Genomic DNA, 22,515 nt, shown 5'->3' with positions numbered 1-22,515 from the left:
GCGGATCGACACCCCGCATCCACTGCCTGGAGGAGCATGAGCACCGCCGTCCGCTTCGAGCACGTCTCGAAGACCTTCACCACGACCCGCGGGCGCACCCTCACCGCGCTCGACGATGTGAACCTCGCCATCGACGCCGGCGACATCTACGGGATCGTCGGGTACTCCGGCGCCGGCAAGTCCACGCTCCTTCGCACCGTCAACGCACTCGAGCGTCCGACGAGCGGACGGGTGTTCGTGGGCGACCGGGAGATCACGGCGCTCGACGCGGCCCGGCTGCGTCGAGCGCGTCAGCGGATCGGCATGATCTTCCAGCAGTTCAACCTGCTGCACTCTCGCACGGTCTACAAGAACATCGCCTACCCGCTGCGGCTCGCGGGCATCTCGGAGAGCGACACGATCGACCGGGTGGCCGAGCTGCTCGAGTTCGTGGGACTGTCCGACAAGGCACTCCAGTACCCCTCGCAGCTCTCCGGCGGGCAGAAGCAGCGTGTGGGCATCGCCCGCGCGCTCGCGAACCGCCCCGACGTGCTCATCAGCGACGAGGCCACGAGCGCGCTCGATCCGCAGACCACGGGCGAGGTCCTGGATCTGCTGCGCCGTGTGCACGCGGAGTACGGCATCACCATCCTCGTGGTCACGCACGAGATGGAGGTGATCCGCGACGTCTGCAATCGCGTCGCGGTCATGCAGGAGGGCCGCGTCGTCGAGCAGGGCAGCGTGTACGACGTGTTCGCGCACCCGCAGCACCCGACCTCGCGGCGCTTCGTGGCCTCCGTGCTCCACCATCTGCCCTCGACGGAGACCGTGCGCCGCATCCGCACAGTGCACACCGGACGCCTCGTGCAGCTGCACATCGAGAACCGCGAGTCGAACGATCCCTTCCTCTCCCGCATCTCCCGCGCGCACGACGTGGACGTGAACGTCGTCTACGGCGGCGTCGACGAGTTGCAGGCGCGTCTGTTCGGAAGCCTCACGGTCGAGTTGCTCGGCACCGAGGAGAACGTGGATCGCGCGCTCGCAGATCTGCGGGATGCGGCACTGGTCACCGAACTGGAAGGAGCACGCTGATGGATGCGGCCTACCTCGACGCCCTGCTCCCGCGCATCGGCCGAGCGCTGTTCGAAACGCTGCTGATGGTGACGATCTCCTTCACCCTCGCCACGATCCTCGGACTCGGCCTGGGCCTGCTCCTGTACGCGACCAGGCCGGGCAACCTGCTCGCCAACCGCGTAGTCTTCGGCGGTCTGAACCTCGTCATCAACATCGTGCGGCCGGTGCCGTTCATCATCCTGGCGGTCTCGATCATCCCGCTCACCCGGTTGCTGATCGGCACGAGCATCGGGCCGCTCGCGGCGACCGTGCCGATCACGATCGTCGCGTCCATGGCCATCGCCCGCATCGTCGAGTCGAACCTCGTCGCGGTCGATCCGGGGGCCATAGAGGCCGCCGTGGCAATGGGGGCGAGTCCTGTGCGCGTGCTGTTCACCGTCGTGCTCCCCGAATCCATGGGACCGCTGACGCTGGGGCTGACCTACATCGTCGTCGCCCTCGTCGACACCACGGCCGTCGCCGGTGCGATCGGCGGCGGCGGGCTCGGCGACCTCGCGCTCAAGTACGGCTACCAACGCTTCGACTGGTTCGTGGTGCTCGTGATCGTCGTCGTCCTGATCGTCCTCGTCCAGGCCGCCCAGCTGCTCGGCAACTGGGTCTCGCGAAAGGTGATGCACTGATGACCGACACATGGAACGACCTGCTGGCGAGATGGCGCGTGGGTGCGGCGGAGCGGGAGCGCGAGCGAGTCCTTCCGTTCGCGGCCGTCGACGAGCTGCGCACGCAGCGCTTCGGTGCGCTGCGACTGCCGCGCACCACCGGCGGCGCCGACGCCTCGCTCGCCCAGGTGCTGGGGCGCATCGTGGAGCTCGCCGAGGTGGACTCGAACCTCGCCCACATCTGGCGCGGGCACATCGCGTTCGTCGAGCAGCTGCGCTGGGACGGCTGGGACACCGACGCCGCTGCGCGCTGGCTTCCGCGCCTCGCGGCCGGTGAGGTGATGGGCAACGCGTTCAGCGAGCGCGCCGAGACGGCGGAGCTCACCACCCGCCTGGTCGACACGGGGCACGACGGCCTGCGCGTGACGGGCACCAAGCACTACACGACCGGTTCGCTCTACGCCGATTGGGTGCACGTCGCCGCGATCGATGCGTCCGGCGAGCGCGTCGCGCTGGCCGTGCGCTCGGATGCTGCAGGCGTGCGCATCATCGACGACTGGGACGGCTTCGGTCAGCCGCTGACCGCATCCGGCACGACGATCCTCGACGCCGTCGCGGTGGATCCCGCTGACGTCTTCCGCGTGACGCCGGAGGATGAGGATCGCCACCGCTATCTCCGCGGCGTGTACCAGTTGAGCCTGCTGGCGGTCGTCGCCGGAATCGCGCAGCGAGCGGTCGCCGACACCGTCGCGTTCGTCCGTCCGCGTCGCCGCACGTTCGGCCATGCCGGTGAGACGCGTCCGATCGACGACCCGCTCGCGCATCTCGTGGTCGGCGAGATCAGCGCGGCCGCATCCGCTGCCCGGCGCGTCGTGCTCGGCGTCGCCGCCGACCTGGAGGCGGCCGCATCCCGTCGCGACGCGGAGCTGCTGGCCGAGGCCGAGCTGGACGTCTATCGCGCGCAGCACACGGTCACCGAGAGCGTACTGGCTACGACCAGCCGCCTGTTCGAGGTGGGCGGCGCGAGCGCCACCTCGCGGGAACTGGGTCTGGATCGGCACTGGCGCAACGTTCGCACCATCGCCTCGCACAACCCTGTGCTGCAACGCGTGGCGGCGGTGGGACGCTTCGAGCTGGAAGGGACGCGTCCGAGCTGGGCCGCCCCGGGCGCCGGGACGCGTGCCGCCGCATCCGTTCCCGCCTCCTGAGCCCCTCCCGACCGTAAGAGAGATCCATGCCCGAACCGAAGAAGCTCATCCTCAATCTGTTCGAGATGAACACGGTGAGCCACATCACCCACGGGCTCTGGCGCCTGCCCGGCAACAACCGCCACCGCCACGGCGAGATCGCGTACTGGCAGGAGCTCGCCCAGCTCGCCGAGGACGGCAGCTTCGACGCCGTGTTCCTCGCCGACGTCGTCGGCGCCTACGACGTGTTCCGCGGCGGGCCCGAGACGGCGGTGCGCGAGGGGCTGCAGATCCCCTCCCACGACCCGCTGCTGGTCGTGCCGCTCATGGCCGCCGTGACCCGCCGCCTGGGGTTCGGTGTCACCTTCTCCACCAGCTACGAACCGCCGTTCGCCTTCGCCCGACGGATGTCGACGCTCGACGCGCTGACGCGGGGGCGGGTGGGGTGGAACATCGTCACCTCCTACCTGCCCAACGCCGCGCGCAACTTCGGCCTGGACGAGCAGATCCCGCACGATGAGCGGTACCGGATCGCCGATGAGTTCCTCGCGGTCGTCTACGCCCTGTGGGAGCGCTCATGGGACGAGGACGCCGTGCAGTTCGACACGGACGGCGGCCTCGTATCGGACCCGACGAGGGTGCACTACATCGACCACGTCGGCGAGAACTTCCGCGTCGCCGGGCCGCACCTGGTCGAGCCGACGCCGCAGCGCACCCCCGTGCTGTTCCAGGCCACGGGATCCCCCGCCGGGATCGCCCTCGCAGGCCGCCACGCCGAGGTGGTCTTCACCGGCGGCAAGAGCGCGGCGGACTTCCGACGCAACAGGGCTCGGATGCGGGACGCCGCCATCGCCGCGGGCCGCTCCGCGGACGACCTCCGCTTCCTCGTGCAGGCGGGCATCGTGGTGGGGCGGACCGAGGCGGAGGCGGCGCGCAAGTGGGACACCTACCGCCAGTTCACGAGCCTCGACGGCATCCTCGCGCACGCCAGCGTGCCCTTGGACCTGACGGCGTTCGACGGGTCCTTGACCGTCGCGGAGGCGGCAGCGCTGGCGGGTGTGGATGTCGGCGGCCTCGGTCTCGCGCCGGAGCGGACGGTCGCGGAGACTCTCGACGGTTTCCGGCGCAGCCGCGAGGACCGGTACTTCGTGGTGGGCACCCCCGGAGTCGTGGCCGACGAGATCGAACGGTGGCTCGACGAGGACGGCATCGACGGGATCAACTTGCGCCAGTACCACTCCTTCGACACGCTCCGCGATGTCGCTGAGCTCGTCGTGCCGGAGCTGCGCCGGCGCGGGCGACTCCGCGAGGACGGCGCGCCCACCACCCTGCGCGATCGCCTGTTCGGCACCGGCGATCGCCTCCCCGCAACGCACCCCGCCCGCCGTTAGCGCCACCGCGCCCGCATCCGTGCTCACGCGCATCCCGTCGCCCGTGCTCGCGCGCGGCCCGTCGCCCGGCCGCCCCGGCCTGCGTGTCCCAACCGTGCACGCGAAAGCGCCCGTCCGCGTGCACACCTGAGACACGCGTCCATCCGCCCGACCAACGCACACCTCCGTGTCTCAACCCTTCACGGAAAAGGGCCCGTTCGCGTGCATAAGTGAGACACGCATCCGTCTGCCCGACCGACGCGGACTTCCGTGTCTCAGGCGTTCACGGAAAAGGGTCCGTTCGCGTGCACAACTGAGACACGCATCCGTCCCCCCGACCAACGCAGACTTCCGTGTCTCAACCCTTCACGCAAAAGCCCCCTCAAGCGTGCACAACTGAGACACGCATCCGTCTGCCCGACCAACGCAGACCTCCGTGTCTCAGGCGTTCACGGAAAAGGGCCCGTTCGCATGCACAACTGAGACACGCAGACAGCGGAACACGCACGCGGCGGGGCACACGCACGCGGCGGGGCACACACACACGACGGGGCACACACACGGCGGCACACTCACGCAACGGGACACACGCACACGACGGGGCACACACACGGCGGGACACACGCACACGATGGGGCACACGCACGCGACGGGGCACGCACGCGACGGGGCACGCACGCTCAGCGGGCGAAGACCTCGCCCCAGGGCGTGGGGCCGACGGCGATCGGACGCCCCGGGGTACGCGACCAGCGGCTCCAGCCACCGGGAAACACCCGCGCATCGATGCCCGCTGCGGCGAGCGCGAGCGCGCTGTGGGCCGAGGCGATGCCGGAGCTGCACGTCAGGACGAGCTCGGCGGATGCGTCGACACCCGCATCCGCGAGCGTCCGCTGCACCTCGGCGGCTGGTCGCAGCCGCCCGTCGGCCTGCATGTGGGCGAGGGTCGGCACGTTGATCGCGCCCGGGATGTGACCGGCGGCGGGATCGGCGGTGGGAGCGAGACCCCGGTAGTGCTGCGGTGCACGCGCGTCGATCAGCGCGCCGTGCTGCGGAGCACCCGCGGCGGCCTCGATCGAGGCGATCCCGGGATCGGCGTCGGCGAGCCGGACGTTCCCCGGCTCCGGACGCACATCGCCGCCCTCCAGCAGCCCGCCGGCTCCGATCCAGGCTCGCAATCCGCCGTTCAGCACACGCACATCGACGCCTCGGCGGCGCAGCAGCCACCAGGCACGCGCCGCGGCAACGCCGTCGTTGTCGTCATACGCCACGACGAGATCCCCCGCATCCGCTCCCCACGCCCGCGCGGAACGTTCCAGGTCGGCGAGCGTCGGCAGCGGATGCCGGCCTTCCTCCGGATGTCCGGGACGCGCGAGCTCGCGCTCGAGGTCGACGTAGACGGCACCGGGCAGGTGCCCGGTGAGGTAGGCCGGGCGCCCCTCGGGCAGGTCGAGTCGCCAGCGCACGTCGAGCAGCCGCACGGGGCGCCGAGCGGCGGCGAGGGCGTCGCGCAGGTCGTGGGGGTCGATGACGGGTGGGGACGTCATACCGCGAGCCTGCACGCCCGGCATCCGGCGTTCACGGCCCGCCGCAACAGCACGTCACCCGACGTCACACCCCGTCACAGATCGTCGCCATCGTCACATCCTCGCCACGGGATTGAATTGCGCACAACTCAATTGCGTGCAATGCTTCTTCCATGACGGAGACGGCCGGACCGGCACTGGATCGGATGCTGTGCTTCTCGCTGTACTCGGCGAGCAGGGCGACGACCCAGGTGTACCGCCGTCTGCTCGAGCCGTGGCAGCTCACCTACCCGCAGTACCTCGTGCTCGTCGAGCTCTGGGACCGCGGGCCGCGCACCGTCAGCCAGCTCGGCGAGGGCCTCGGCCTGGACTCGGGCACGCTGTCGCCGCTTCTCAAGCGCCTCGAGAAGGCGGGACTCGTCAGCCGCACCCGCGACGACGGTGACGGGCGCGTCGTGACGGTCGCACCGACCGAGCGCGGCACGGCCCTGCGTGCGGAGATGTCCGACCTGCCCTCCCAGATGTGGAACTGCTACGGACTCGAGCCGGATGCCGCCCGCGCACTGCTGACGGCGCTCCACTCGCTCACGGACACGCTGCACGCCGACGCCGACTGAGCCCGAAAACCCCCCGAAGAACCAACGAAAGGTATCCCCCATGGACATCCTCTACACCGCAGAAGCCCTCGCCACCGGAGACGGCCGCAACGGCCACGTCACCACGAGCGACGGACTGCTCGACGCCGACGTGCGTGTTCCGAAGGAGATGGGCGGCGCGGGCGGCGCGCTGAACCCCGAGCTGCTGTTCGCCGCCGGCTACTCGGCCTGCTTCCACAGCGCTCTGCTGTCGGTCGCCCGGATGCAGAAGGTCGCGATCCACGACACGAGTGTCGGCGCGCGCGTCGGCATCGGCTCCAACGGCCAGGGCGGCTTCCAGCTGGCCGTCGAGCTCGAGGTCGTCATCCCCGACCTCCCCGCCGACCAGGCGCAGGCTCTCGCCGACGCCGCCCACCAGGTCTGCCCCTACTCCAACGCCACCCGCGGCAACATCGAGGTCACGGTCCGCGTCGTCGAGGACTGATCCCCCTCAGAGCTGGAGGCGGTATCCCATTCCGGTCTCGGTGAGCAGATGCACCGGACTGGCGGGGTCCGCCTCCAGCTTCTTGCGCAGCTGCGACATGTAGAGGCGCAGATACCCCGAGTCGTTGACGTTCTCGCTCGCCCAGATCTCCTTCAGCAGACTCTGGCGCGTCACGAGGGCGCCCGGATGCCGCGCGAGGAACTCCAGCATCCGCCACTCCGTGGGGGTCAGGTGCACCCGGGCACCCGCGCGGGTGACGGTCTTCGTCGCCAGATCCAGCTCGACGTCGCCGAAGCGCACGACAGGATCGTCGACGGATGCGGCGGCTCGCCGCCCGAGCGCCCGCAGCCGTGCCAGCAGCTCGTCGATCTGGAACGGCTTGGTCACGTAATCGTCGGCACCCGCATCCAGCGCGTCCACCTTGTCGGCGGACCCCGTGCGTCCGGAGACGACGATGATGGGCGCCGTCGTCCACCCGCGCAGCGCCTCGATCACCTGCACGCCGTCGAGATGCGGCATCCCGAGATCGAGCAGCACGATGTCGGGATGCGACTGCGCCGCCAGCGTGATCGCCGCCGCGCCGTCCGCGGCTGCCACCACGTCGTAGCCGTGCGCGGCGAGGGTGATCCGCAGGGCTCGCACGAGCTGCGGATCGTCGTCCGCGACCAGGATCTTCACGAGCCCATCCTCCCCTCGGGTGCCGCATCCGCGGGCCACAGCGGCAGCGAGACGACCATGGTGAGCCCGCCGCCGGGGGTGTCCTCCGCGGTGAGCGTGCCGCCCATGCCCTCCGTGAAGCCGCGGGACAGCGCGAGACCGAGGCCGAGTCCGACCGTGTTGTCGGTGTCGCCGAGGCGCTGGAAGGGCGCGAACATGTCGTCTCGCCGATCCGCCGGCACCCCGACTCCGCGGTCGACGATGCGGATCTCGGCCCGCTCGCCGAGACTGCTCGTCGCCACCCGCACCCGGGCGTCCGGCGGCGAGTGGCGCGCGGCGTTCGCGAGCACGTTCACGATGACCCGCTGCAGCAGCACGGGATCGGCGGCGAGCGCGGGCAGCGCCGGGTCGAGCGCGAGCTCGACCCGGTCGGGACCGAGCCCCAGTTCATCGAGGGCGGCCAGGACGGAGCCGGCGGCATCCACCGGGGCGAGCGCGACGGCGAGCACGCCGGCCTCGACACGACTCACGTCCAGCAGATCGGTCACGAGCGCCGACAGGGTCGCAAGACTCTCCTCGGCGGTCTCGAGCAGCTCGCGCCGATCGGCGGGGCTCATGTGTGCTCCCGCGGCACGGAGGCCGCCGATGGCCGCGACCGCCGCGGCCAGAGGCCGGCGGAGGTCGTGGCTGACCGCGGACAGCAGAGCGGTGCGCACCTGGTCGGTGGCGGCGAGCGCATCGACCTCTCGTGCCGCCGCCGACAGGTCGGTGTGCTCGAGGGCTGCGGCGAGCTGCGCGACGATCACGTCGAGCAGGCGCCGGGCCGACGCATCCGGGTCGGGTCCGTGCAGTTCGAGCACTGCCTCACCGACGGGGAGCGTCGTGAAGTCACCGCCGCGCACCGGCTCGCCGTCGGTGGCGATCACCTCTCCGTCGGCGGCGACGAGGCGGACCCCCGCGAGGCCGAACGCCTCGCGGGTGCGGGTGATGAGGGCGGGCACGGCGCTCTCGCCACGCAGCACGGACCCGGCCACAGTGGCCAGCAGCTCTGATTCGGCCGCGGCGCGTTCCGCGCGGCGGGTGCGGCGAGCGGCCTGGTCGACGATGTAGCTCACCAAGATGGCGATCACGACGTAGAGCCCGAGGGCGAGCGCGTGCAACGGATGCGCGATCGACACGGTGAAGGTCGGTGCGACGAAGAGGAAGTCCAGCGTCAACCCCGACAGGACCGCGGCGAACAGCGCCGGCCAGATGCCGCCCACGAGCGCGACCACCACCACGAGCAGCTGGAACGCGAGCACGTCCGAGGTGATCGACTCGTCGCTGCGGAACGTGAACAACAGCGCCGACAGCAGCGGGCCGACCGTCAGGGCGATCACGAAGCCGAGGATGCGGCGCTTCACGCTCAACGCCCCGCGCTGCACCGAGGGCAGCCGCATCCGTCCACCGGCGGCGGCGTGGCTCACGATGTGCACATCGATGTCGCCCGAGAGCCGGATGACGGTGGCGCCGATGCCGGGGCCGGTGACCGCGGCGGTCCACCGGGAGCGGCGGCTGACACCGATGACCAGCTGGCTCGCGTTGACCGAGCGCGCGAAGTCGACGAGGGCGCGCGGGACGTCGTCGCCGACGAGCTGGTGGTACGTGCCGCCGAGGGATTCGACCAGCGCGCGCTGCTGCGCGAGCGCGCCCGGCGTCGCACGGCGCAGCCCCTCGGCGCTGGACACGTGCACCGCCAGCAGTTCGCCGCCGGCCGAGCGCGCCGCGATCCGCGCGCCGCGACGCAGCAGCGTCTCGCCCTCCGGACCGCCCGTGAGCGCGACGACCACCCGCTCGCGCGTCTGCCAGGTGCCGCGGATGCCGTTCGCGCTGCGGTAGTCGTTGAGAGCGCTGTCGACCTCGTCGGCGAGCCACAGCAGCGCGAGCTCGCGCAGCGCCGTGAGGTTGCCGAGCCGGAAGTAGTTGGACAGCGCCGCATCCACGCGTTCGGCGGGATACACGAGTCCGGCCGACAGGCGGTCCCGCAGCGACTGCGGCGCGAGGTCCACCACCTCGACCTGGTCGGCACCGCGCACCACCGTGTCGGGCACGGTCTCGCGTTGCGCCACGCCCGTAATCTGCTCCACGACGTCACCGAGCGAGGCGATGTGCTGCACGTTCACCGTGGTGATCACGTCGATGCCGGCCGCGAGCACCTCCTCGACGTCCTGCCAGCGCTTCTCGTTCCGCGATCCCGGGGCGTTCGTGTGCGCGAGCTCGTCGATGAGGGCGACGTCGGGATGCCGCGCGATGACCGCATCCACGTCCATCTCGTCGAGCTCGACGCCGCGGTGCGCCCACCGCCGCCCCGGGATCTGCGCGAGCGCCTCGGCCTGCTGGGCCGTGGCTGCCCGACCGTGGGTCTCGACGACGGCGATGACGACGTCGTGGCCCTCCTGGGCGAGCCTCGCGCCCTCGCGCAGCATCTGGAACGTCTTGCCGACGCCCGGCGCCGCGCCCAGCAGCACGCGCAGCTTCCCGCGCTTCATGCCCTCACCCTAATCTCCGCCACGAATCTCCCCCACGCTGCCCGTTCCCCTGTCACAGATCGATCCGCGAGCGTCGATCTGTGACAGGGGAACAACACCACCACCCGCTCGCCTGTCGTAGATCGAGCCGGGAGCGTCGATCTGTGACAGGCGAGCAGAGCCGACGGGCGAGCAGGGCCGGCGGGCGAGCAGAGCCGGCGGGCGAGCGGGGCGACGCACCTCGTCACCGGCTCAGGGCGTCGAGGGCGAGGTTCAGCTCGAGCACGTTGACCCGCGGCTCGCCCAGGTACCCGAGGTCGGGACCGGTGGTGTGCGCGGCCACGAGCCGGCGCACCTCGGCCTCGTCCAGCCCGCGCGTGCGGGCGACGCGCGCCACCTGCAGGTCCGCGTAGGCGGGGCTGATGTGCGGGTCGAGTCCGGACCCGGATGCGGTGAGCGCATCGACCGGCACGGATGCGGGGTCCACGCCCTCGAGCTCGGCGACCGCCTGCCGGCGCTGGGCGATCGCGTCGATCAGGTCGGGGTTCTCGGGACCGAGGTTGGACCCGGACGACGCCGCCCCGTCGTAGCCGTCACCCGCGGCGGAGGGCCGCGACTGGAAGTACTGCGGGAGGGCTGCGCCGTCGGCATCCGTGAACGACTGGCCGATCAGGGCACTGCCGACCACCGTGCCGGCGGCGTCCGTCACGAGTGAGCCGTTGGCCTGCGCGGGCAGCGCGAGCTGGCTGACGCCCGTGATGAGCGCGGTGTAGCCGACACCGAGGACGAGGGTCGCGGCGAGCAGGGTGCGCACGGCGACGCCGGACTGGCGGAGGGCGGAACGAAGGGACATGGTGTCGTCTCCAGAGGGGGCTCAGAAGCCCGGGATGAGGCTCACGACGACGTCGATGAGCTTGATGCCGATGAACGGGGCGATCACGCCGCCGAGTCCGTAGATGAGGAGGTTGCGCGTCAGCACCTGCGACGCGGAGGCCGGGCGGTACCTCACGCCGCGCAGGGCCAGCGGGATGAGGAACACGATCACGATCGCGTTGAAGATGATCGCGCTCGTGACGGCGGATGCCGGCGAGCTGAGCTGCATGATGTTCAGCGCCGCCAGCCCGGGGAAGACGCCCATGAACATGGCCGGGATGATCGCGAAGTACTTCGCGACGTCGTTCGCGAGCGAGAACGTCGTGAGGGCGCCGCGGGTGATGAGCAGCTGCTTCCCGATGCGGACGATGTCGATCAGCTTGGTGGGGTCGCTGTCGAGGTCGACCATGTTGCCGGCCTCCTTCGCGGCCGACGTGCCCGTGTTCATCGCGACGCCCACATCCGCCTGCGCGAGGGCGGGCGCGTCGTTCGTGCCGTCACCGGTCATCGCCACGAGGTTGCCGCCGGCCTGCTCCTTGCGGATGAGCGCCAGCTTGTCCTCGGGGGTGGCCTCGGCGAGGTAGTCGTCGACGCCGGCCTCGGCGGCGATCGCCCGGGCGGTCAGCGGGTTGTCGCCCGTGATCATCACGGTGCGGATGCCCATGGCCCGCAGCTCGTCGAAGCGTTCGCGCAAGCCCTCCTTGACGATGTCCTTGAGGTGGATGACGCCCAGGATGCGGGTGCCCGCCGCATCCGCCACCGCGACGACGAGCGGGGTGCCGCCGGCGGACGAGACCGCCTCGACCTCGCTGGTCAGCTGAGCCCTGGTCGCCGTGGCGATCGCGCTCGATTCCGACTCGACCCACGCGATGATCGCGGAGCCGGCGCCCTTGCGGATGCGGGTGCCGTCGGGAAGGTCGAGCCCGCTCATCCGGGTCTGCGCGGTGAAGGGCACGACCACCGCACCCTCCGGTTCGACGGCGTCGATGCCCTGCGTGCGGGCGAGGTCGACGACGGAGGTTCCCTCGGGGGTCGGGTCGGCGAGCGAGGAGAGCGCGGCGGTGCGGGCCAGCTCCTGCGCATCGATATGCGGCAGCGCGACGAACGCGGTGGCGCGGCGGTTGCCGTAGGTGATCGTGCCGGTCTTGTCCAGCAGCAGCGTCGTGACGTCGCCCGCCGCCTCGACGGCACGGCCCGACATCGCGAGCACGTTGCGCTGCACGAGACGGTCCATGCCGGCGATGCCGATCGCGGAGAGGAGGGCTCCGATCGTGGTGGGGATCAGACAGACGAGCAGCGCCACGAGAACCGGCACCGAGACGGGGGCGGCGGCGTAGGACGCGATCGGGTTCAGCGTCAGCACGACGACCACGAACACGATCGACAGGCTCGCCAGCAGGATGTTGAGGGCGATCTCGTTGGGCGTCTTCTGGCGCGAGGCGCCCTCGACGAGCGCGATCATGCGGTCGACGAAGGTCTCGCCGGGGCGGGAGGTGATGCGCACGACGATGCGGTCGCTGAGCACCCGCGTGCCGCCGGTCACGGCACTGCGGTCGCCGCCGGATTCGCGCACGACGGGCGCCGATTCGCCCGTGATGGCGGACTCGTCCACGGTCGCGATGCCCCACACGATGTCGCCGTCGCCCGGGATGAGCTCACCCGCCGACACCACGACGACGTCGCCGAGGGTCAGCTCGCTCGAGGCGACCTCGGTCGTCGCCGTCTTCTCGGCCGCGCGGTCGCGCTCGGGGTCGTAGGCGAGCAGGCGCCGCGCCATCGTGCTCGTGCGTGTCGAGCGCAGCGCCTGCGCCTGCGCCTTGCCGCGCCCCTCGGCGACGGCCTCGGCGAGGTTCGCGAAGATCACGGTGAGCCACAGCCAGAGGGCGATGCCCCACGTGAAGCCGAACGGCACGGGCGAGCCGCCCGTGCTCTCGGGGCCGCCGAGGAAGGGCTCCGCGATCGCGATGACGGTCGTGAGGGCGGCGCCGACCCACACGAGGAACATGACGGGGTTGCGCCACAGCGCTGTGGGGTTGAGCCCCGCGAGCGCGCCGGGCAATGCCTCGGCGATCTGGGCCGCGCCGAACGCGCGACGGGCGCCGTGCGCGGCATCGGAGGGCGACGGCTCGTCGGGACGGACGAGGTCGGGGGATGCGGGAAGTCGGGACATGGTCACAGAAGCCCTTCCGCCAGGGGACCCAGCGTGAGAACGGGGAAATAGGTGAGGGCGGTGATGAGCACGCTCACGACCGCGAGGAGGCCGACGAACTGCGGCCGGTGAGTCGGGAGGGTGCCGGAGGTGCCGGGGATGCGCTCCTGCGCGGCGAGCGAGCCCGCGAGCGCCAGCACCAGCACGATCGGGATGAAGCGCCCGAGCAGCATCACGACGCCGAGAGCGGTGTTGAGCCACGGGGTGTTCGCGGTGAGCCCGGCGAACGCGGAGCCGTTGTTGTTGGCCGCCGAGGTGAACGCGTAGAGCACCTCACTGAAGCCGTGCAGCCCCGGGTTGAGGATCGAGGTGGACTCGACGTCGTCGCGCACGCCGGGCAGCGCGAAGCTCAGCGCGGTGCCGGAGAGCACGAGCACGGGGGTCACGAGGATGTACAGGCTCGCGAGCTTGATCTCACTGGGACCGATCTTCTTGCCGAGGTACTCGGGCGTACGGCCTACGAGCAGGCCGCCGATGAACACCGCGATGACGGCGAGGATCAGCATCCCGTACAGACCCGATCCGACACCGCCCGGCGCGACCTCGCCGAGCATCATGTTGATCATGGTCATGGCTCCGCCGCCCGCGGTGAAGGAGTCGTGCATCGAGTTGACCGCACCCGTGGAGGTGACGGTCGTCGAGGTGGCGAACAGGGTGGACGCCCAGATGCCGAACCTCGTCTCCTTGCCCTCCATCGCCCCGCCCGCCAGCTGCGGCGCGCTGCCGAAGCCCTGCACCTCGAACCAGGTCATCAATGACAGCGACACCGCGAACAGCGTCCCCATCACCGCGAGGATCGCGTAGCCCTGACGGTTGTCGCCCACCATCCGACCGAAGGCGCGAGGCAGCGACACGGGGATCACGAGCATGAGGAAGATCTCGAAGAGATTGGTCCACGGGGTCGGGTTCTCGAACGGATGCGCGGAGTTGGCGTTGAAGAAGCCGCCGCCATTCGTGCCGAGCTCCTTGATGGCCTCCTGCGAGGCGACGGGGCCGCCGGGCAGGTTCTGCACCGCACCGCCGATGGTGTCGACGGGCGTGAAGCCCGCGACGTTCTGCACGACACCGCCGATGACGAGCACGATCGCTGCGACGATCGCGAGGGGTAGCAGGATGCGGCCGACACCGCGCACGAGGTCGACCCAGAAGTTGCCGATCGTTGCGGAGCCGCGCCGCGCGAAGCCGCGCACGAGGGCGACGGCGACGGCGAGCCCGACGGCCGCCGAGAGGAAGTTCTGCACGGCCAGCCCCGCGAACTGCACGGTGTAGCCGAGCGTGGCCTCGGGCGAGTACGACTGCCAGTTCGTGTTGGTCACGAAGGAGACGGCGGTGTTGAACGCGAGTCCCTCCGGCACCGCGGGAAGGCCCAGCGCGTACGGGAGGAACTGCTGCGTGCGCTGCAGGAGGTAGACCAGCAGCACACCGGCGGCGGAGAAGATCAGCACGCCGCGCGCGTAGGCCTGCCAGCTCTGCTCCGCGTCCGCGTCGACACCGATCACACGGTAGACGCCGCGTTCGATGCGCGCGTGCCGGGGCGAGGTGAAGACGAGGGCGATGAGGTCGCCGAGGGGTCGGTAGGCGAGCCCGAGCGCCAGCAGCAGGGTCGCGATCTGGAGGATGCCGAAGGTGATCGATTCCGCATCCATCAGAACTTCTCCGGACGCACGAGCGCGATCACGAGGTAGACGACGGCAGCGACGGCCAGCGCCGCGGCCACGAGGGAGATGACGATCATGCGCGCTCGCTCCGGGTGGCGGCGGCGTGACGGGTCGACGCGCGGTCGCCCGCCTGCAGAGCGTCGACCCCCTTCAGCACGAGGGCGACGAGCGCGAACAGCGCGAGCGTCGCGAGAACGTAGACGAGATCGAGCACGGGACTCTCCAGGGAACAAGGCCGCGCAGTCGGCGCGGGCGCCCCACTCGGGGCACTCGTCGATCGAACGCCTGGGGCGGGGCACATCCCGTCGTCCTTACGGAATCCGAACGCCCGCCGGGCGGATCCTCATGTCCTCCTCATCCGGCCGCGTCACGGACGACACACTCAGCATGAAATTGCACTATTAGATTAATGGTGCAAAAATGCACATCATGTCCGAAAGTGCAGAATCGGGACGCGATCGCAAACGCCGCCAGACGGAGGGCGCGCTCGTCTCCTTGGCACGCCGACTGACGGCAGAACACGGACTGGCAGGGTTCACCCTCGAGCAGCTGTGCGAGCAGGCGGGCGTCTCGCGCCGCACGTTCTTCAACTACTTCGCCTCGAAGGAGGACGCCGTCCTGGGTTTCGGCCTGCACCGCGACGACAGCGCCGCCGAGCGCGCCTTCCTCGATGGGCGAACCGGCGCGGGGAGGCTCTCGCCCACCCTGCTCGACGACCTTGCCGAACTCGTCTCCGCACGGTGGACGAGCATGGACGTCGCGCCCGAGAGCATCGCGGAACTGATCACCGCCGTGGACCGCGAACCCCGCCTTCTGCCGCGCCTGCTGGCGCACGCCGTGGAGATGGAGCGCTCAGACGCCCGGTTGATCGAGAAGCGCGAAGGACTCGACCCCGGAGATCTGCGCGCGCGGCTCGCTGCCCAGATCATCGGCACCATCGCGCGGGACACCGCGGAGGCGTTCCTCGGCTCCGGCCCCGGCGAGCCTCCGCCCACGCGGCGTGAGCCATCAGCCAGCTACGCCGACCTCTACGCCGAACGCCTCACCGCGGCGCGCGAGCTCTTCCTCACTCAGGACCTCCTCCCGAAAGGCCCCTCCGCATGACCTCGACCACCGCTCGGGCCGACGCCCCGCTGCTGCTGACCAAGCGCCGGATCTGGGTGATCTTCTCCGCCCTGATCGCCGGGATGCTGCTGTCCAGCCTCGATCAGACGATCGTGTCGACGGCCATGCCAACGATCGTCGGTCAGCTGGGCGGCGTCGAACATCAGGTGTGGATCACGACGGCCTACATCCTCGCAACGACGATCGTGATGCCGGTCTACGGCAAGTTCGGCGATGTCCTGGGCCGACGGCGACTCTTCCTCCTCGCGATCGCGATCTTCACGCTGGCCTCCGTCGGCTGCGCGTTCGCGAGCGACTTCTGGATGTTCGTGGCCTTCCGCGCGGTCCAGGGCCTCGGGGGCGGCGGGCTCATGATCCTGTCGCAGGCGATCATCGCCGACATCGTGCCGGCGAAGGAACGCGGCAAGTACCTGGGACCGCTCGGAGCCGTCTTCGGCCTCTCGGCCGTCGCGGGCCCCCTCCTCGGCGGATTCTTCGTGGACCACCTCACCTGGCAGTGGGCGTTCTACATCAACATCCCCGTGGGCATCGCCGCGTTCGTCATCGGGCTCTTCGCGCTCCAGCTCCCCAACAAGCGCGCGACCAAGCCGATCGACTGGCTCGGCGTGCTGTTCCTGTCGGCGGCGACCACGTGCCTCATCATGTTCACCGACTTCGGCGGCGATCGCGAGGTGGGCTGGACTTCGCCCATCACGTGGGCTTGGGGTGCGGGCATGGCCGTGGCCGTCGCGATGTTCGTGTTCGCCGAGTCGCGCGCGGCCGATCCGATCATGCCGCTGAGCCTGTTCCGCAATCCCATCTTCGTGAACGCCACCGCGATCGGCCTCGTGCTGGGCATCGGGATGTTCGCGGCCATCGGCTTCGTCCCGACGTTCCTCCAGATGTCCACGGGCACCTCGGCCGCGACCTCCGGGCTGCTCATGCTGCCGATGATGGTGGGACTGATGGGCACCTCGATCTTCTCCGGGATCGCGATCACCCGCACGGGCCGCTACCGACTGTTCCCCATCGTGGGGACGATCGTGACCGGCATCGCGATGACAGCCATGACGACCTTGACGGCCTCGACGCCCGTGTGGCTGATCTGCGTCTTCCTCTTCGTCTTCGGCGCCGGGCTCGGGCTGATCATGCAGGTCGTCGTGCTCGTGGTCCAGAACGCGGTACCGGCGGCGGAGCTGGGCACGGCGACCAGCTCGAACAACTACTTCCGCGAGGTCGGCGCGGCGCTGGGGACGGCCGTGTTCGGAGCGTTGTTCACGAGCCGACTGACGGAGAACCTCAACGGTGTTTTCACCGGCGCGGGAGCATCGGCATCGGATGCGGCCGCAGCGACCGCCACGATCGACCCGAGTGTGCTCGGCTCACTGCCGGAGTTGGTGCGGACGGGTGTCGTCGACGCCTATGCAGACGCGCTGGCGCCGGTGTTCTGGTACCTGCTGCCGTTCGTGGCCGTCGCCTTCGTCCTCTCGCTCTTCCTCAAGCAGATCCCGCTCTCCGACGTCTCGGGACTCGTGGCGCGCGGAGAGGCGATCGGCGGGGACGAGGCCGAACGTCTCGAAGCGGAGCGCCAATCGACCATCACCCGCGACGCGGGGCGCACCCTGCCCTAGGGTGTGGCGCATGATCATCGTCACAACGAACGACGTCCCCGGTCGCACGATCACCGAGGTGCACGGCGAGGTCTTCGGCCTCACCGTGCGCTCGCGCCATATCGGCTCGAACATCGGCGCGTCGTTCAAGGCTCTCGCCGGTGGCGAGTTGAAGGGCATCACCGAGCTGTTGCAGGAGACCCGCACCGAGGCGCTGTCGCGCCTTGCTGCGGAGGCCCAGCAGAAGGGTGCCAACGCCGTCGTCGCGTTCCGGTTCGAGACGAACGACTACGGCGACACCGGGGGCGTGGAGGTCTGCGCCTACGGCACCGCGGTGACGATCGCCTGACGCGTCAGAGGATCGCGTCGGCGTAAGCGGCCGCCTCGAGCACGGCCTTGGCGTCGTCGAGACTTGCGAAGACGCCCCGGCAGGTGCCGAGCCCGTCCACGGCCTCGAAGCCGTTCGCCGTCTCGGTGACGGTGCCGACGAACGCGGACACGGTGCTGGCGACGTGGAGTCCGTCTTCGACCTGCACCCACAGCGCCCGCGGCGCCGCGGCGGGCACCTGCCGAATCATCGTGTGAGCTTCCACATCCGAGATTCTGCGTCGCACCTCCGACATCCGGGGGCCCCTGGCAGCCGAACGAACGATCTGCTAGTCACGTCCAGGAGGGAGGCGACATGTCGGAGCGAGTGCAGGATGCCGTACCGGGAGACGGTCGCGACGAGAGCGCGAACGAACGGGCGGATCGCAACTGGGACGAGCTCATGCAGGAGCTTCGCGTGATGCAGACGGGCACCCAGATCCTCACCGGATTCCTGCTCGCCGTCGCATTCCAGCCCCGCTTCACAGACCTCGACGGCGTGCAGGTCGCTCTCTACATCGCACTCGTCGTGCTCGCGGGCCTCTCGACGCTTCTCGCACTGGCTCCCGTCACGCTGCACCGCACCGTCTTCGCCCGCCGGATGAAACCCGCCCTCGTACGCGTCGCCGCACGGATCATCGCGGTGGACCTCGCTGTCATCGCCCTGCTCAGCGTCGGCGTCACGGCCCTCATCGTGGACGTCGTGCTCGGGCGGACGGCCGGCGCGATCGCACTCGTCGTGGGCGCCGTGCTCGTGATGGGGCTCTGGGTCGTGCTCCCCCGCCGGTTCCGGCATGATACCCAAAGTAGTTAACCTAGTTAAACGGAATTAGTTAAGCACCTGCCCGGGGTTACCTTAGGTCAATGGGCCAATTGCTTTATGACGGCGGCAGCCAGTCTTTCGACATCGACGACCGGGCCCTCGCCCATCTGCGCCTCGTCTTCATGAACAAGCTGCGCCGCGGCGAGCCGTTCCTGCTGCACCTGGCCGACACCAGCGGCATCGGTACCCGCAGCCTCTGGGTGCATCCGGGCATCTCCCTGGTGTTCGCCTTCTACGGCAGCCGCAACCCCGCCCTCAACCGGGAGTGGGTGGACGCCATGATGGCCGAGGCCAATGGACCTCACGGCTTGACCCTGTCGCCCGAGCCGGCGGTCAGCGACACTCCGCATCGACAGCCTGCGTGATCTTCTCCATCAGCTGAACCACCGCCGCCGACGTTTCCGGGTCGAGCTCTCCGACGGCCTCGCGGATGCGGGCGCCGACCGGGTCGAGATCGTCGATGTCGGTGTCGCGGTCGAAGGGAACGACGAGCTTGCTGCGTCGATCGTCGGGATTGGTTCGGAAGGCAACGAGCCCGCCGGCGTGGAGCTTGTCGAGGATGCCGCTGATCGCCGCGGGCGAGACACCCAGGTACTCGGCGATGTCGCCGGGGGTGAGATCCTCGCCCGCATCCGCACGTTCGAGGATAAGGCGCATCGCGGCGCGCGCGTTCTCGCTCGGGCCGCACGCGGTCTGGCGACGCCGGCTGAGACTGGCCTCGGCGAGCCTCAGCCGTTCGATGGCCGAGACCGCCGGATCCATGGTGCGTTCCTCTGCCGTCTTGCCCGCCATGTCACTCCGCTCCTGGATTAACTACTAGTCTATCTAGCGAACATCCTTGCCGACACACGGGACGGCCACAACCCGGACCCGAGAACGAGGACGCGGTTTTGCGCAACCCCTCGGCCCCCGATATCGCCGCGCGCTATCCTGCCGGGATGTACATGCTGGACGGCGGACCCCGAGCCGGGCAGCTGGTGGACGACCTCCCCGAAGGCTACGCGCTGGGAGACACGCGCTCCCCGGCTGCGGTCGTGCTGGTCGGCGACATCCCCGCTGCACGTGCGTCGTGGCGTGAGAGCTTCCCGCGCTTGCGCGCGCTGCGCCGCCAGGACGGCTGAGAACCGCCGAGTCATTCGCGACCTGCGCCCTTCGCGTCGACCAGGGAGAGCGGATCGGCGATGTCCTCGAGCGACTTGCCGGCGGCGCTGACGCCGAAGATGCCGCACACCACGCCGCCGAGGATCATCACCGCGGAGCCGAGCACGTATCCCCAGAAGAGCGGCCCGCGATCCGATCCGGTCCCGATCAGGGCCCCGTAGAGCGCGGGCGCCGCGGCCCCGACGAGCTGGCCGATCGAGAAGACGTAGGAGATCACCTGGCTGCGCAGCTCCAACGGGAAGATCTCGCTCACCGTCAGATACGCCGCCGACGCCCCGGCGGAGGCGAAGAAGAACGATGCGCACCAGAAGATCGTGTGCGTCACCGCATCCAAAGCGCCGACGTGGAACAGGAAGGCGCTGACCAGCAGGATGAGCCCGGCGAGCACGTAGGTGCCGAACAGCATCCGTCGCCGGCCCCACGTGTCGAAGAAGTGCCCCAGCACGAGCGCGCCGGCCAGGTTACCGAGCGCGAAGACGATGAAGTACTGCGATGCGGACGCGGGTGGGACGTCGTAGAAGTTCTCGAGTACGAGCGCATAAGTGAAGAAGATCGCGTTGTACAGGAACGACTGCGTCACCATCATCGTCACCCCGACCAGAGTGCGCCGGGGGTACTGACGGAACAGCACCTTGGCGATCACGAGGAACGGCACGCGACCGTACTCCTTGACGACGATCGCCTTGCTCTCGTCGACCGGCGGGATCTCCTTGCCTTCCTTACGGATGCGTTCCTCGATCTCGTCGACGCCGCGCTCGGCCTCCTCCTCGCGTCCGTGCGTCATCTGCCACCGCGGGCTCTCCGGGATGTGGCGACGCAGCCAGATGATGAGGATGCCCAGCACGGGTCCCACGAAGAAGCTCAGCCGCCAGCCGAGGTCCTCCGCGAAGATGTCCTGGTTCAGGAAGAAGGAGCTGGCCACAGCGCCGAGCGCCGCGCCGCCCCAGTAGGTGCCGTTGATCGCGATGTCGACGCGTCCGCGGTACTTGGCGGGGATGATCTCGTCGATGGCCGAGTTGATCGCGGCGTATTCGCCGCCGATGCCCGCCCCGGCGACGAAGCGCCAGATGTAGAAGAACCACGGGGCGAAGGCGAGGCCGGCGACGGCGCTGCCGACGAGGTAGATCGCGAGGGAGATGAGGAAGAGGTTCTTGCGCCCGAGCTTGTCGGTCAATCGTCCGAACACGACGGCGCCGGTGACCTGCCCCAGCAGGTAGAAGGTGCCGGCGAGCCCCACCTCCAACGGGCCCATCCCGAGGGTTGCCGCGTATCCGGTCGCCGCGACGATCTGCACCTCGAGTCCGTCGAGGATCCATGAGAAGCCCAAGCCCACCACGATCATCCAGTGGAATCTCGACCACGGCAGGCGGTCTATGCGGGCGGGGACGAGGGATCGGATCTCGGTGGGCTGCAGCGACATGGCTCACTCCTTCCGCAGGCGGCACCGCTGCCCCTGCCGCCGATATTCCTACTCCCGCCAAGCGCACCCCGATGGAACCTTGACCTCGGCGGCGCCGAGGAGTACGCGCATCGCCTACCGTCGAGGGATGAGCGCCCTCCTCGCATCCGTCACCGCCGCCGTCGACGCCTGGCGCACGCGCGACGAGGCGGAGGCCGCGACGCGTGCGGACTTCGTCGCCGCGCTGCGCGATCACGGCCAGGCGACCCTGGAGCGCTCGGGCCCGCCGACGCACGTCACGGCGAGCGCCTTCGTGTTCGACGAGGACGCCGCGCACGTGCTGCTGTGCTTCCACGGCAAGGGCAGGTTCTGGGTGCAGCCCGGCGGGCATCTGGAGGCGGGCGACACCTCCGTGGAAGGTGCCGCACTGCGCGAGCTGCACGAGGAGACCGGGGTGCCCGCAGCGCGGCTGGACGGCATCGTGGTGGCCGATCTGGACCATCACGCCCTCGGCGGCGGGTTCGGCCGGTGCGCGTCGCACCTCGACATCGGCGTCACGGCCCGCGTTTCGGACATCGCCGTTCCTCTCGTCGTCAGCGACGAATCGGATGCGGTGGCGTGGTGGCCGGTGGCGGCGCTGCCGTCGGACTCGGCACCGGGCCTCGCCGATCGGCTGGCACGGGTGCTCGCTGCCCGCTGAGCGGCGCTACTGCGCGGGCTGCGCGATGACCTCGGCGTCGACGGCCGTGCCGTTCAGCTCGAGATAGAGGCGGGACTCCACGACGGAGACCGTCGCGGTGTTGCGGCGCTCGAGAGCGGGACGAGCCTCGTCGATGAACCCCGGCGTGAAGCTGACCAGGCGGATCGCATCGCCCCGGTGGATCTTCTTGCCGTCCCACGCGGCGGCGACCTTCGCCGGATCGCGGTGGGTGTAGACCACCACGCGGCCGGCGAGCTTGCTGCCGAAGTGCAGCCGCGCCGCATCCGGGGCACCGACCTCGATCCATGCCGTGATCGCGCCCGTCGCGTCCCGCACGAGCACCGCGGGCTCCTCGGCCTGCGAGATCCCCTCGCTGAAGGCGATGCCTTCCTCGTACTCCAGGCAGAACGCGAGCACGCGGGTCAGCATGAACGCATCCGTCTCGGAGGGATGGCGCGCAGCCCGCACCGTGAACTGCTCGTAGACCCCGCGGTCCACATCCGACAGCGTCACATCGAACGTGTACATCGTCGCGCCGGCAGCCATAGCCCTCGAGCCTACGCGGTGGTCAGGCCG

25 protein-coding genes are annotated in these 22,515 nt (G+C 70.0%); 13 read left to right on the top strand and 12 right to left on the bottom strand.

Annotation, left to right across the window (positions count from 1 at the left end; translation table 11 throughout):
* The first annotated feature begins 36 nt into the window (after positions 1 to 36).
* Genes KYX17_RS09405 through KYX17_RS09390 form a run of 4 tightly spaced genes read left to right on the top strand, consistent with a single transcriptional unit; the run spans position 37 to position 4,290 of the window.
* Positions 37 to 1,071, top strand: coding sequence for a methionine ABC transporter ATP-binding protein (locus tag KYX17_RS09405; protein WP_243226731.1), 1,035 nt, complete (start codon positions 37 to 39; stop codon positions 1,069 to 1,071).
* A complete protein-coding gene (locus KYX17_RS09400; protein WP_243226730.1) occupies positions 1,071 to 1,733 on the top strand; it encodes a methionine ABC transporter permease in 663 nt (220 codons plus the stop codon). Before KYX17_RS09405 ends, KYX17_RS09400 begins: the two co-directional genes overlap by 1 nt.
* Positions 1,733 to 2,920, top strand: coding sequence for an acyl-CoA dehydrogenase family protein (locus KYX17_RS09395; protein ID WP_243226729.1), 1,188 nt, complete (start codon positions 1,733 to 1,735; stop codon positions 2,918 to 2,920). The genes KYX17_RS09400 and KYX17_RS09395 overlap by 1 nt, the downstream gene beginning before the upstream one ends.
* Positions 2,921 to 2,946: 26 nt before the next feature.
* Positions 2,947 to 4,290: an NtaA/DmoA family FMN-dependent monooxygenase gene (locus KYX17_RS09390; RefSeq protein WP_243226728.1), complete on the top strand. Its 1,344-nt coding sequence runs from the start codon at positions 2,947 to 2,949 to the stop codon at positions 4,288 to 4,290.
* A 659-nt stretch (positions 4,291 to 4,949) separates the two neighbouring features.
* Here KYX17_RS09390 and KYX17_RS09385 read toward each other — a convergent pair.
* On the bottom strand, positions 4,950 to 5,813 hold the full coding sequence (locus KYX17_RS09385) for a sulfurtransferase (RefSeq protein WP_243226727.1): 864 nt from the start codon (positions 5,811 to 5,813) through the stop codon (positions 4,950 to 4,952).
* A 152-nt stretch (positions 5,814 to 5,965) separates the two neighbouring features.
* On the opposite strand from KYX17_RS09385, the gene KYX17_RS09380 reads away from it, so the two are divergent.
* Both KYX17_RS09380 and KYX17_RS09375 read left to right on the top strand, forming a co-directional pair.
* Positions 5,966 to 6,409 carry a MarR family winged helix-turn-helix transcriptional regulator gene (locus KYX17_RS09380; protein ID WP_243226726.1) on the top strand — a complete coding sequence of 148 codons (444 nt, stop codon included), beginning with the start codon at positions 5,966 to 5,968 and terminating at the stop codon, positions 6,407 to 6,409.
* A gap of 40 nt (positions 6,410 to 6,449) precedes the next feature.
* Positions 6,450 to 6,872, top strand: coding sequence for an organic hydroperoxide resistance protein (locus tag KYX17_RS09375; RefSeq protein WP_243226725.1), 423 nt, complete (start codon positions 6,450 to 6,452; stop codon positions 6,870 to 6,872).
* A 6-nt stretch (positions 6,873 to 6,878) separates the two neighbouring features.
* Here the strand turns inward: KYX17_RS09375 and KYX17_RS09370 are convergent, their stop codons facing one another.
* The 7 genes from KYX17_RS09370 to KYX17_RS09340 all read right to left on the bottom strand — a co-directional run bounded on the left by KYX17_RS09370 (position 6,879) and on the right by KYX17_RS09340 (position 14,990).
* Complete coding sequence (locus KYX17_RS09370; protein ID WP_243226724.1) at positions 6,879 to 7,550, bottom strand: response regulator; 672 nt, start codon at positions 7,548 to 7,550, stop codon at positions 6,879 to 6,881.
* Positions 7,547 to 10,057: an ATP-binding protein gene (locus tag KYX17_RS09365; RefSeq protein ID WP_243226723.1), complete on the bottom strand. Its 2,511-nt coding sequence runs from the start codon at positions 10,055 to 10,057 to the stop codon at positions 7,547 to 7,549. The genes KYX17_RS09370 and KYX17_RS09365 overlap by 4 nt, the downstream gene beginning before the upstream one ends.
* Before the next feature lie 223 nt (positions 10,058 to 10,280).
* Positions 10,281 to 10,889 (bottom strand): potassium-transporting ATPase subunit KdpC, encoded by a 609-nt coding sequence (gene kdpC, locus KYX17_RS09360; RefSeq protein WP_243226722.1) that lies wholly within the window; start codon positions 10,887 to 10,889, stop codon positions 10,281 to 10,283.
* Positions 10,890 to 10,910: 21 nt separating this feature from the next.
* Positions 10,911 to 13,079 (bottom strand): potassium-transporting ATPase subunit KdpB, encoded by a 2,169-nt coding sequence (gene kdpB, locus KYX17_RS09355; protein ID WP_243226721.1) that lies wholly within the window; start codon positions 13,077 to 13,079, stop codon positions 10,911 to 10,913.
* A 2-nt stretch (positions 13,080 to 13,081) separates the two neighbouring features.
* Positions 13,082 to 14,764 (bottom strand): potassium-transporting ATPase subunit KdpA, encoded by a 1,683-nt coding sequence (gene kdpA / locus KYX17_RS09350; protein ID WP_243226720.1) that lies wholly within the window; start codon positions 14,762 to 14,764, stop codon positions 13,082 to 13,084.
* On the bottom strand, positions 14,764 to 14,853 hold the full coding sequence (locus tag KYX17_RS09345) for a potassium-transporting ATPase subunit F (RefSeq protein WP_137418923.1): 90 nt from the start codon (positions 14,851 to 14,853) through the stop codon (positions 14,764 to 14,766). The genes kdpA and KYX17_RS09345 overlap by 1 nt, the downstream gene beginning before the upstream one ends.
* A complete protein-coding gene (locus KYX17_RS09340; RefSeq protein ID WP_243226719.1) occupies positions 14,850 to 14,990 on the bottom strand; it encodes a hypothetical protein in 141 nt (46 codons plus the stop codon). The genes KYX17_RS09345 and KYX17_RS09340 overlap by 4 nt, the downstream gene beginning before the upstream one ends.
* 215 nt (positions 14,991 to 15,205) lie before the next feature.
* Between KYX17_RS09340 and KYX17_RS09335 the strand changes: the two genes are divergently transcribed.
* The 3 genes from KYX17_RS09335 to KYX17_RS09325 are packed head-to-tail and all read left to right on the top strand — an operon-like array spanning position 15,206 to position 17,839.
* The gene (locus KYX17_RS09335; protein WP_243226718.1) at positions 15,206 to 15,880 is read left to right on the top strand and encodes a TetR/AcrR family transcriptional regulator; all 675 of its coding nucleotides are present in this window, start codon (positions 15,206 to 15,208) and stop codon (positions 15,878 to 15,880) included.
* Positions 15,877 to 17,511: an MDR family MFS transporter gene (locus KYX17_RS09330; RefSeq protein ID WP_243226717.1), complete on the top strand. Its 1,635-nt coding sequence runs from the start codon at positions 15,877 to 15,879 to the stop codon at positions 17,509 to 17,511. Before KYX17_RS09335 ends, KYX17_RS09330 begins: the two co-directional genes overlap by 4 nt.
* A gap of 10 nt (positions 17,512 to 17,521) precedes the next feature.
* Positions 17,522 to 17,839 (top strand): YbjQ family protein, encoded by a 318-nt coding sequence (locus KYX17_RS09325; RefSeq protein WP_243226716.1) that lies wholly within the window; start codon positions 17,522 to 17,524, stop codon positions 17,837 to 17,839.
* Between the two features lie 4 nt (positions 17,840 to 17,843).
* On the opposite strand, the gene KYX17_RS09320 is transcribed toward KYX17_RS09325, so the two are convergent.
* Positions 17,844 to 18,068 (bottom strand): hypothetical protein, encoded by a 225-nt coding sequence (locus KYX17_RS09320; RefSeq protein WP_243226715.1) that lies wholly within the window; start codon positions 18,066 to 18,068, stop codon positions 17,844 to 17,846.
* Between the two features lie 104 nt (positions 18,069 to 18,172).
* On the opposite strand from KYX17_RS09320, the gene KYX17_RS09315 reads away from it, so the two are divergent.
* Both KYX17_RS09315 and KYX17_RS09310 read left to right on the top strand, forming a co-directional pair.
* On the top strand, positions 18,173 to 18,670 hold the full coding sequence (locus tag KYX17_RS09315; protein ID WP_243226714.1) for a DUF6328 family protein: 498 nt from the start codon (positions 18,173 to 18,175) through the stop codon (positions 18,668 to 18,670).
* Positions 18,671 to 18,720: 50 nt separating this feature from the next.
* Positions 18,721 to 19,044: an ATP-dependent DNA ligase gene (locus KYX17_RS09310; RefSeq protein ID WP_243226713.1), complete on the top strand. Its 324-nt coding sequence runs from the start codon at positions 18,721 to 18,723 to the stop codon at positions 19,042 to 19,044.
* Here KYX17_RS09310 and KYX17_RS09305 read toward each other — a convergent pair.
* Positions 19,013 to 19,471 carry a MarR family winged helix-turn-helix transcriptional regulator gene (locus tag KYX17_RS09305; RefSeq protein WP_243226712.1) on the bottom strand — a complete coding sequence of 153 codons (459 nt, stop codon included), beginning with the start codon at positions 19,469 to 19,471 and terminating at the stop codon, positions 19,013 to 19,015. The genes KYX17_RS09310 and KYX17_RS09305 overlap by 32 nt on opposite strands.
* Before the next feature lie 146 nt (positions 19,472 to 19,617).
* Between KYX17_RS09305 and KYX17_RS09300 the strand changes: the two genes are divergently transcribed.
* Positions 19,618 to 19,800, top strand: a complete 183-nt coding sequence (locus KYX17_RS09300; protein WP_243226711.1) for a hypothetical protein — start codon at positions 19,618 to 19,620, stop codon at positions 19,798 to 19,800.
* An 11-nt stretch (positions 19,801 to 19,811) separates the two neighbouring features.
* On the opposite strand, the gene KYX17_RS09295 is transcribed toward KYX17_RS09300, so the two are convergent.
* Entirely contained in the window at positions 19,812 to 21,260 is a 1,449-nt protein-coding gene (locus KYX17_RS09295) for an MFS transporter (RefSeq protein ID WP_243226710.1), read from the bottom strand.
* 127 nt (positions 21,261 to 21,387) lie between these two features.
* Between KYX17_RS09295 and KYX17_RS09290 the strand changes: the two genes are divergently transcribed.
* Entirely contained in the window at positions 21,388 to 21,939 is a 552-nt protein-coding gene (locus KYX17_RS09290) for an NUDIX hydrolase (protein WP_243226709.1), read from the top strand.
* 6 nt (positions 21,940 to 21,945) lie between these two features.
* Here the strand turns inward: KYX17_RS09290 and KYX17_RS09285 are convergent, their stop codons facing one another.
* Positions 21,946 to 22,485, bottom strand: a complete 540-nt coding sequence (locus KYX17_RS09285) for a YaeQ family protein (protein ID WP_243226708.1) — start codon at positions 22,483 to 22,485, stop codon at positions 21,946 to 21,948.
* Positions 22,486 to 22,515 lie beyond the last annotated feature (30 nt).

This window comes from Microbacterium sp. CIAB417 (assembly GCF_022788845.1).
Note: the sequence above shows the minus strand (reverse complement) of the source record. Positions and strands in the feature narration are given on the sequence as shown.

Bases quoted from the DNA above. Each gene is read 5' to 3' on its own strand.
- KYX17_RS09315 (WP_243226714.1), top strand. From the start codon at position 18,173: ATGTCGGAGCGAGTGCAGGATGCCGTACCGGGAGACGGTCGCGACGAG.
- KYX17_RS09400 (WP_243226730.1), top strand. From the start codon at position 1,071: ATGGATGCGGCCTACCTCGACGCCCTGCTCCCGCGCATCGGCCGAGCG.
- KYX17_RS09285 (WP_243226708.1), bottom strand. From the start codon at position 22,485: ATGGCTGCCGGCGCGACGATGTACACGTTCGATGTGACGCTGTCGGAT.
- KYX17_RS09300 (WP_243226711.1), top strand. From the start codon at position 19,618: ATGTACATGCTGGACGGCGGACCCCGAGCCGGGCAGCTGGTGGACGAC.
- KYX17_RS09375 (WP_243226725.1), top strand. From the start codon at position 6,450: ATGGACATCCTCTACACCGCAGAAGCCCTCGCCACCGGAGACGGCCGC.
- KYX17_RS09295 (WP_243226710.1), bottom strand. From the start codon at position 21,260: ATGTCGCTGCAGCCCACCGAGATCCGATCCCTCGTCCCCGCCCGCATA.
- KYX17_RS09325 (WP_243226716.1), top strand. From the start codon at position 17,522: ATGATCATCGTCACAACGAACGACGTCCCCGGTCGCACGATCACCGAG.
- kdpC (WP_243226722.1), bottom strand. From the start codon at position 10,889: ATGTCCCTTCGTTCCGCCCTCCGCCAGTCCGGCGTCGCCGTGCGCACC.
- kdpA (WP_243226720.1), bottom strand. From the start codon at position 14,764: ATGGATGCGGAATCGATCACCTTCGGCATCCTCCAGATCGCGACCCTG.
- KYX17_RS09335 (WP_243226718.1), top strand. From the start codon at position 15,206: ATGTCCGAAAGTGCAGAATCGGGACGCGATCGCAAACGCCGCCAGACG.
- KYX17_RS09405 (WP_243226731.1), top strand. From the start codon at position 37: ATGAGCACCGCCGTCCGCTTCGAGCACGTCTCGAAGACCTTCACCACG.
- KYX17_RS09365 (WP_243226723.1), bottom strand. From the start codon at position 10,057: ATGAAGCGCGGGAAGCTGCGCGTGCTGCTGGGCGCGGCGCCGGGCGTC.
- KYX17_RS09290 (WP_243226709.1), top strand. From the start codon at position 21,388: ATGAGCGCCCTCCTCGCATCCGTCACCGCCGCCGTCGACGCCTGGCGC.
- KYX17_RS09385 (WP_243226727.1), bottom strand. From the start codon at position 5,813: ATGACGTCCCCACCCGTCATCGACCCCCACGACCTGCGCGACGCCCTC.
- KYX17_RS09345 (WP_137418923.1), bottom strand. From the start codon at position 14,853: ATGATCGTCATCTCCCTCGTGGCCGCGGCGCTGGCCGTCGCTGCCGTC.
- KYX17_RS09330 (WP_243226717.1), top strand. From the start codon at position 15,877: ATGACCTCGACCACCGCTCGGGCCGACGCCCCGCTGCTGCTGACCAAG.
- KYX17_RS09390 (WP_243226728.1), top strand. From the start codon at position 2,947: ATGCCCGAACCGAAGAAGCTCATCCTCAATCTGTTCGAGATGAACACG.
- KYX17_RS09380 (WP_243226726.1), top strand. From the start codon at position 5,966: ATGACGGAGACGGCCGGACCGGCACTGGATCGGATGCTGTGCTTCTCG.
- KYX17_RS09305 (WP_243226712.1), bottom strand. From the start codon at position 19,471: ATGGCGGGCAAGACGGCAGAGGAACGCACCATGGATCCGGCGGTCTCG.
- kdpB (WP_243226721.1), bottom strand. From the start codon at position 13,079: ATGTCCCGACTTCCCGCATCCCCCGACCTCGTCCGTCCCGACGAGCCG.
- KYX17_RS09310 (WP_243226713.1), top strand. From the start codon at position 18,721: ATGGGCCAATTGCTTTATGACGGCGGCAGCCAGTCTTTCGACATCGAC.
- KYX17_RS09320 (WP_243226715.1), bottom strand. From the start codon at position 18,068: ATGATTCGGCAGGTGCCCGCCGCGGCGCCGCGGGCGCTGTGGGTGCAG.
- KYX17_RS09395 (WP_243226729.1), top strand. From the start codon at position 1,733: ATGACCGACACATGGAACGACCTGCTGGCGAGATGGCGCGTGGGTGCG.